The 7,852-nt window shown below is 39.1% G+C and carries 5 protein-coding genes and 1 rRNA gene; 5 read left to right on the top strand and 1 reads right to left on the bottom strand.

Annotated elements, in window-relative coordinates:
- Positions 1-70 precede the first annotated feature (70 nt).
- From LQE94_RS10890 to asnB, 4 genes are all read left to right on the top strand, one after another.
- Positions 71-2,515 (top strand): ATP-dependent Clp protease ATP-binding subunit, encoded by a 2,445-nt coding sequence (locus LQE94_RS10890; RefSeq protein ID WP_240577689.1) that lies wholly within the window; start codon positions 71-73, stop codon positions 2,513-2,515.
- 78 nt (positions 2,516-2,593) lie between these two features.
- Positions 2,594-3,007, top strand: a complete 414-nt coding sequence (locus tag LQE94_RS10895; RefSeq protein WP_022075022.1) for a hypothetical protein — start codon at positions 2,594-2,596, stop codon at positions 3,005-3,007.
- Between the two features lie 67 nt (positions 3,008-3,074).
- Entirely contained in the window at positions 3,075-4,436 is a 1,362-nt protein-coding gene (radA, locus tag LQE94_RS10900) for a DNA repair protein RadA (RefSeq protein WP_240577690.1), read from the top strand.
- An 86-nt stretch (positions 4,437-4,522) separates the two neighbouring features.
- Positions 4,523-6,061 (top strand): asparagine synthase (glutamine-hydrolyzing), encoded by a 1,539-nt coding sequence (asnB, locus tag LQE94_RS10905; RefSeq protein ID WP_240577691.1) that lies wholly within the window; start codon positions 4,523-4,525, stop codon positions 6,059-6,061.
- A 110-nt stretch (positions 6,062-6,171) separates the two neighbouring features.
- Here asnB and LQE94_RS10910 read toward each other — a convergent pair whose 3' ends face one another.
- A complete protein-coding gene (locus LQE94_RS10910) occupies positions 6,172-6,954 on the bottom strand; it encodes a 4Fe-4S binding protein (RefSeq protein ID WP_240577692.1) in 783 nt (260 codons plus the stop codon).
- A gap of 820 nt (positions 6,955-7,774) precedes the next feature.
- On the opposite strand from LQE94_RS10910, the gene LQE94_RS10915 reads away from it, so the two are divergent.
- A 16S ribosomal RNA gene (locus tag LQE94_RS10915) occupies positions 7,775-7,852 on the top strand; the annotation flags it as partial.

Genomic DNA, 7,852 nt, shown 5'->3' on the forward strand with positions numbered 1-7,852 from the left:
AATTTAACAGTAACGGATAACATTGATAACTGGGAATCAGACAGATAATAGATAAGCAGACGGAGGTTATATGCAGATTAAATTTACACAACAGGCACAGCATGCAATTAGCAATGCAGAAAAAGCAGCAAAGAAATTAAATCATCCTTATGTAGGAACAGAACATTTGCTTCTTGGATTGCGGCAGGAATTTGCAAGTGTAGCAGGGCAGGTGCTGGCAGGTCATGGAGTAGATGAAGAGAAGCTTTTAAAATTAATGGATGAGCTCGTAGCACCAAATAAAAAGACAGAAAAGAGACAGAAGCCAAAAGAAAGTCCAAGATTTCAATATATATTGGAAGACAGTGCGCGTGAAGCGGCACATTTTCATATGGATATAGTAGGGACAGAACATATTCTTGTAGCGATCATACGAGACTTAGATTGCGTTGCAGCAAAGATGCTGATTACATTGAATGTAAGCTTGCAGAAGATGATGCAAGACATTTTTGTGGCAGCAGGGGTTGATCCGAAAGCATATCAGGACGAATTGCAGGATGGACTTCGTGGAAATGGCGGAGCCGTGGAACAATTTTGTAAAGACCTGACTGCGGAAGCAGAAGAAGGAAAATTAGATCCTATTATAGGAAGAGAAGAAGAAATTTTTCGTCTTATGCAGGTATTAAGCAGAAGAACAAAGAATAACCCATGCCTGGTTGGAGAACCGGGAGTTGGTAAAACAGCTATTCTGGAAGGCCTGGCACAGCGGATTGCTTCAGGAATTGTGCCGGAAACGATGAAAAGAAAACGTATCTATACATTGGATCTTCCAGGGCTGATTGCAGGCTCAAAATACAGAGGCGAATTTGAGGAACGTATGAAAGGGCTGATATCTGAAGTCGAAGCGGACGGAGATATTATTTTGTTTTTGGATGAATTACATACGATGATCGGAGCTGGTGGAGCAGAAGGTGCAATTGATGCATCTAGTATATTAAAGCCGGCACTGGCTCGTGGGGAATTGCAGTTGATCGGAGCAACTACGATCGCAGAGTATCGCAAGTACATTGAAAAAGATGCAGCTTTGGAAAGAAGATTTCAGCCGATCACAGTCGAGAAGCCTTCAAAAGAACAGTGCCTGGATATATTAAAAGGAATTCAACCGAAGTATGAAGCACACCATAAAGTGAAGCTTACAGAAGAAGCGTTGAAGGCAGCAGTGGAGCTTTCGGAACGTTATATTACAGATCGAAATCTTCCGGATAAGGCAATTGATGTATTGGATGAAGCTTGTGCACATGTAAGTCTGACAGGTTATAAGGTCCCGGCACATTTGACAGAGATGGAAGATGAGAAGAAGCAATTGGGTCTTCAGAAAGAAAGTGCAATTAAAGAAGGAAACTTCGAAGAAGCTTCTAAGATTCAAAAAAAGCAGCAGGAACTTAAGAAAAAGATTGAATCTACAAGAAAAAGATTTGATAAAAAGATGGCATCAAGCAATCCGGAAGTTTCGGTGGAAGATATTGCTGCCATTGTATCATCGTGGTCTAAGATTCCGGTACAGAAATTACAGCAAAGCGATACACAGAGATTGAATAATCTTGAAAAAGAACTGCATCACAGAGTGGTCGGCCAGGATGAAGCGGTCAATGCGGTAGCTCGTGCAGTAAAAAGAGGAAGAGTTGGATTGAAAGATCCAAAACGACCAATTGGTTCATTTTTATTCTTAGGACCAACCGGGGTAGGAAAAACAGAGTTATCCAAAGCATTGGCAGAAGCGCTATTTGGAAAAGAAGAAGCAATGATTCGTGTAGATATGTCAGAATATATGGAGAAGCATTCAGTGTCAAAGATGATTGGATCACCTCCGGGATATGTAGGACATGAAGAAGGCGGTCAGCTTAGTGACAAGGTTCGTACACAACCATATTCAGTAATACTTTTTGATGAGATTGAAAAAGCACATCCGGATGTATTTAACATTTTATTACAGGTGTTGGATGATGGGCATATTACAGATTCGCAAGGAAGAATGGTTGATTTTAGTAACACTGTTATTATTATGACATCTAATGCCGGTGCAAAATCGATTATTGATCCTAAGAAACTGGGGTTTGCTACAAAAGAAGATCCAAAAAGTGATTATAAGAAAATGAAACAGAATGTGATGGATGAAGTGAAAATGATCTTCCGTCCGGAATTTTTGAATCGAATTGATGAAGTAATCGTATTTCATGCATTGGAAAAGAAAGATATGAAGCAGATTGTGACATTGCTTTGCAAAGAATTTACTGCCCGTGTGAAAAGACAGTTGAATATTAGTTTGACAATACGTGATTCAGCAAAGGATTTAATTGTTGAAAAAGGAACGGATGCTAAGTATGGGGCAAGACCATTGAGACGTGCGATGCAGACAGAATTAGAAGATAAGCTTGCAGAGGCAATTTTGAATGGAGACATTCAAAGTGGTGATATGGTTGCAGTAGGCGTTTCTAAAAATTCCATAAAAGTCGAGAGAAAAGAAACAAAAAAGTAGAAAAAAAACGATACTTATATTATACTAAAGATAGCAATACTACAGAGAAGATCTGAGATACGTAGGAGGACAGTAACGATGGCAACAGTAAAAGAATTATTACGTGCAGAAAGTGACGGAACATTAAGTTTTGGAGATTATACACTTACATCAAAGACAAAGTTAGACAATTTTGAATTTGAAGGAGATCTTTATAAAGTTAAAACATTTGCAGAGATTACAAAACTTGAGAAGAATGGAATGTTTGTATACGAATCAGTTCCAGGAAGTGCGGTAGAGAATTTCAAAGAGACAGACCGTGAAGTGGAATTTGAAGTTTCAGCACCGGAAGATGTACAGTTTACATTGGAGCTTGAGCCGGATAGTGAGTATGAAGTATTTATTGATGAAGCTTCAGCAGGTAAGATGACAACAAATTTAAGTGGTAAACTTAGCGTGAGTATTGAATTGAATGCGAATGAAAGTGCAGCTGTGAAGGTTGTAAAACGCTAGCATAAAAAGAGAAGAGACCGGCGGGTGAAAAATACTTGCCGGTCTTTTTCGGTAAGAGAGGTTAAATGTGGCAAAAGGAAAAAAGACAGTATTTTTCTGTCAAAATTGTGGACATGAAGAGACAAAGTGGCTCGGACAATGCCCGATGTGTAAAGAATGGAATACATTTGTAGAAGAAAATGTCATCGCATCATCGGTGTCTGCAAGCGTAAAGACAGATAGGGATATAGAGAAAAAAATAGTAGCTTTGTCGCAGGTCAATACAGATGAACAGAAACGTTTTCAAACCGGCATGAAAGAACTTGACAGGGTGCTTGGTGGCGGTATCGTACCGGGTTCCCTTGTTCTGGTCGGCGGTGACCCGGGAATTGGAAAGTCAACATTATTATTACAGGTTTGTCAGAAGCTTGCTAAGGAGAGACAGGTACTTTATATTTCAGGTGAGGAATCTCTGTCGCAGATAAAACTTAGAGCAAACAGAATGGGGGATTTTTCAGATAACATGAAGTTGTTTTGCGAGACGAATCTTGGAACAATCAGGAATGTTATCGAAAAAAAACAACCGGAATTTGTAGTGATTGATTCTATCCAGACAATGTATAGCGAAGAGGTGTCATCGGCACCGGGAAGTGTATCGCAGGTTCGTGAATCTACGAATGTATTTATGCAGTTGGCAAAAGGTCTTGGCATTACAATATTTATTGTAGGACATGTAACAAAAGAAGGAACGGTAGCAGGACCGAGAGTGTTGGAACATATGGTGGATACCGTACTGTATTTTGAAGGAGACAGACATGCATCCTATCGTATTTTACGAGGAGTGAAGAATAGATTTGGTTCGACTAACGAAATCGGAGTTTTTGAGATGCGGCAGAATGGTCTGGTGGAAGTAGAGAATCCATCGGAATATATGTTGAGCGGGAAACCGGAAAATGCATCAGGCTCAGTAGTGGCATGTTCAATAGAAGGTACTCGTCCATTGTTGATAGAGATTCAGGCACTGGTCTGTGATACCAATTTCGGAATGCCGAGAAGAACTGCAACAGGAACAGACTATAACCGAGTAAATTTGCTTATGGCTGTTTTGGAAAAAAGAATAGGATTGCACCTAGCTAATTGCGATGCATATGTCAATATTGCAGGTGGAATCAGGATGAATGAACCTGCAATCGATCTTGGTATTGTGATGGCGATTGTATCAAGCTATAAAAATCGTCCGGTAGATGAGCGGATGATTGTTTTTGGAGAAGTAGGGCTTAGCGGAGAAGTCCGTGCGGTCAATATGCCGGAACAAAGAGTGGCAGAGGCAAAAAAATTAGGGTTTGAAACATGTGTTGTTCCAGAAGTATCATTAGATATGGTGAAAGGAATAAAAGGAATCAAGATTATAGGAGTGAAAACAATCAATGATGCTATGAATCTGATTTAGGTTGATTGTATATAAAGGGCGAAGAGTCAGTGAAACGCATTAGAATATAGATCAAAAGATATCAGATGTTGAAAGGAGAGGTACAAATGATAATCGTAAAAGAATACAGAGGACATATCCGTAATTGGGAGGCTCTGTGCAAAGAACTGAATATCGATGCTTCATTAAAAAGAGAGGCAAGAGAGGAAGAAATTTTAATTCGTGCATATCAGACATGGGGATGTGAGATGGCTGATCATATGCATGGAATGTTCGCATTTGCATTGTGGGATGAAGAAGAGAAAAAATTATTCTGTCTTCGTGATCAGTTTGGAACAAAACCATTCTACTATTATGAGACAGCAGACGGACAGCTTCTGTATGGTACAATGATCAGTCAGATTATGGAGAAACCTGGTTTTGTAAAAGAATTGAATGAAGAAATGTTACAATTGTATTTATCTCTGACTTATGTTGCAGGAGAGAATACATTTTTCAAAGGTGTTAAGAAATTGCTGCCTGGAAGATATTTAATCTGGCAGAACGGAAAAATGAAAATAGAGAGATACTGGAAACCAGAATTCCATCCAGATGAGAGTAAATCACTGGAAGATTGGGCAGATGAGATTCATTCTACGCTGAAAGAAATTATGCCGGAAGTAAAAACAGCAGATGAAAAAGCAGAGTCATTTTTGTCGGGCGGAGTGGATTCTTCTTATGTACTTGCAATGTCGGATGTAAAAATGTCGGATTCTTGTGGATATGATGAAGCACGTTTTGATGAGTCACCATTAGCGAAAGAAACAGCAGATATTTTAGGAAGAGAAAACAGCCGTTGCAGAATTACACCGGAGGCATATTTTGATATTGTACCTTGGGTAATGTATAATATGGAGCAGCCGCTTGGAGATGCTTCAGCAATTGCATTTGCACTTGGATGCAGAGCAACAGCAGAACATACAGATATTTGTTATTCAGGAGAAGGAGCGGATGAATTTTTCGGTGGATACAATATGTATCGTAATGCGGAAAGATATGGCGACAATCTGAAAACATTTTATGTTGGAAATACGAACATTATGAAAGAGGATGAGAAAAAGCGTATTCTGAAGAAATATGATCCAGATGTACTTCCAATCGAACTGGCAGCAGGTATTTATGAAGAAACAGAAGGACTGGATCCGCTTACAAAAATGTCAGATGTTGATATTCAGATTTGGTTAGAGGGAGATATTTATCTTAATGTAGATAAGATGAGTACAGCTGCAGGTCTGGAAGTTCGTATGCCATTGACAGATAGAAGAATTTTTGACATTGCATCCAGAATGCCATCTCATTACAAAGTGAACGAAGAACAGAATAAAGTTGCATTCCGTACAGCAGCAGCAAAAGTTCTTCCGGAGGAAATTGCTTTCCGTAAGAAATTAGGATTTATCGTACCTATTCGTGTTTGGATGGCGGATGACAGATATAATAAAGATGTGCGTGAAAAATTCCAGAGCGATATAGCTGAGAAATTCTTTAACATGGAGGAGATACAGGCTATTTTCGATGAGTATGTTGGCGGAAATTCAGATAACTGGAGAAAAGTGTGGACAATCTATACATTTCTTGTCTGGTATGAGGAATACTTTGTGAAAAGATAATTACTAAAAAATTTTATAAAATAAAAGCAATTAAAGTAAAATCATCTTGAGCTGAAATAAAAAGAGTTCCGAAGAAAGAGGGTATTAATCTCTTTTTTCGGAACTTAATGTTATATGAAAATCTCTGCCTGTTTATCGCTTTTGCAGATTTTAGTCAGTTTCTTCTGTGCCATATTCAGTTTCATGTTGCTGACATAGCGGGCTTTCTTTTTACAAGAGTAGACGCACTTCATACAGGAAATACATTTTTTCTTATCAGTTTTTTTAGGATTTTCCATGGAAATAGCACCGGCAGGACAGGCTTTAGCGCATGCCTTACATTCCGTACAAAGATTTACATCTGTTTTTGGAACGAGCGGAATTGTTCCATATTTTTTATAAGGATTGTTCCCTGGAACCTGAATATCAATATTATCAAAATCTACAGCGTTGCGAAGTTTACGGTTCAACTGGATTCCGAAATCCGCAATGACTTTCAAGTCTGCCTTGTTCGGTCGGCTCATTCCAATCTGACGCACGATGGAGTGCTGTACAGGGAAGGCCCCGGCTCCGATCACTTTGAATCCGCGACTCTCAACCTCGTTTTTTAATTCCAAAAGCGCGTCTTCGTATTCGCGGCATCCGTATGTAGCAATCAGTGCAGCAGGAGTGTTATCACCCTTTAATGTTTCAAAGTATTCCAGAAATGTGGCAGGAACACGGCCACCATAAACAGGAATTCCGAAAAGAACAAAATCGTTGCCTTTGAAATGCAGATTTGGTTTCTTTTCTTTGTGAATAGAGAGATCGTAAGATACCGATTTTAAATCAATGTTTCTGGCGGTCTCCATAATAACTTTTCTTGTTGTTCCGGTTGGGCTGAAGTAGACCAGACCTAGTTCATTCATTTTCATAAAGAATTCTCCTTTGTTAAAAATATAAAGGTCAGACATCGCAGGTCCGACAAAGTATAAATCAAGAATGCCTCTGCATTCTTGCTGCGAGATGCACGTCATGCAATGCATGACATACTTCTTCTGCGCATCTCTGCAATCCTGCCGGAGGCTATATCAGATGGGGATTGACTCCCATCACTGATACTGATTTGTTACTCGCCACCTACAGAGGTGGGAGTCATCTCACATATGATATAACTATATCATATGTAAAGGAAAAACGCACTGTATAAACGTATGATTAAAAATGAGATTTAAGAGAAGGTTACTGTTCACAGTACCTGTGACCAGTAACGCATCTCGCCATTTTAAATCGCCTTTGGCGATGGTCAAGATGCCGTTCAAGATAAAACGTGCATCCTCCGTGCCAATCAGCGTAGTGATTGACACGGGAGTGAACAGCAACTAGAGAATACTTTTTAGTCAGAATTGCGTGAATTGTCTGAATTGTGCGAAATAAATAAAAAACAAGAAAAACGTTGACAATTACAAATAGGAATGATAATATAGTCTTCGTCGCTGAGACAGACCGAGAGGCGCTGAAATGAAGCGATAAAGAAAAATAAAAAAGTTGGTGACAAACGACAAAAGATGTGATAATCTATTAAAGCTGTCGCTTGAGACGACAACAAAAACAAAGAACATTGATAACTAAACAATAGACAACAGATCCTTGAAAATTTCTTTAAGAGAAACATTTTTAAGAATGGTTTATAACAAACCAAACAACAGTAAAGGGATAGATTAGCTAGAGTTAATCTTGACTAGAACAAACACTTTTAACGAGAGTTTGATCCTGGCTCAGGATGAACGCTGGCGGCGTGCTTAACACATGCAAGTCGAGCGAAGCACTTTA

Source organism: Mediterraneibacter sp. NSJ-151, from assembly GCF_022487435.1.
In the GTDB taxonomy this organism is placed as follows: domain Bacteria; phylum Bacillota; class Clostridia; order Lachnospirales; family Lachnospiraceae; genus Schaedlerella; species Schaedlerella hominis.

Coding starts and splice junctions, on each gene's coding strand:
- LQE94_RS10890 (WP_240577689.1), top strand. CDS start 71: ATGCAGATTAAATTTACACAACAGGCACAGCATGCAATTAGCAATGCA.
- LQE94_RS10895 (WP_022075022.1), top strand. CDS start 2,594: ATGGCAACAGTAAAAGAATTATTACGTGCAGAAAGTGACGGAACATTA.
- asnB (WP_240577691.1), top strand. CDS start 4,523: ATGATAATCGTAAAAGAATACAGAGGACATATCCGTAATTGGGAGGCT.
- LQE94_RS10910 (WP_240577692.1), bottom strand. CDS start 6,954: ATGAAAATGAATGAACTAGGTCTGGTCTACTTCAGCCCAACCGGAACA.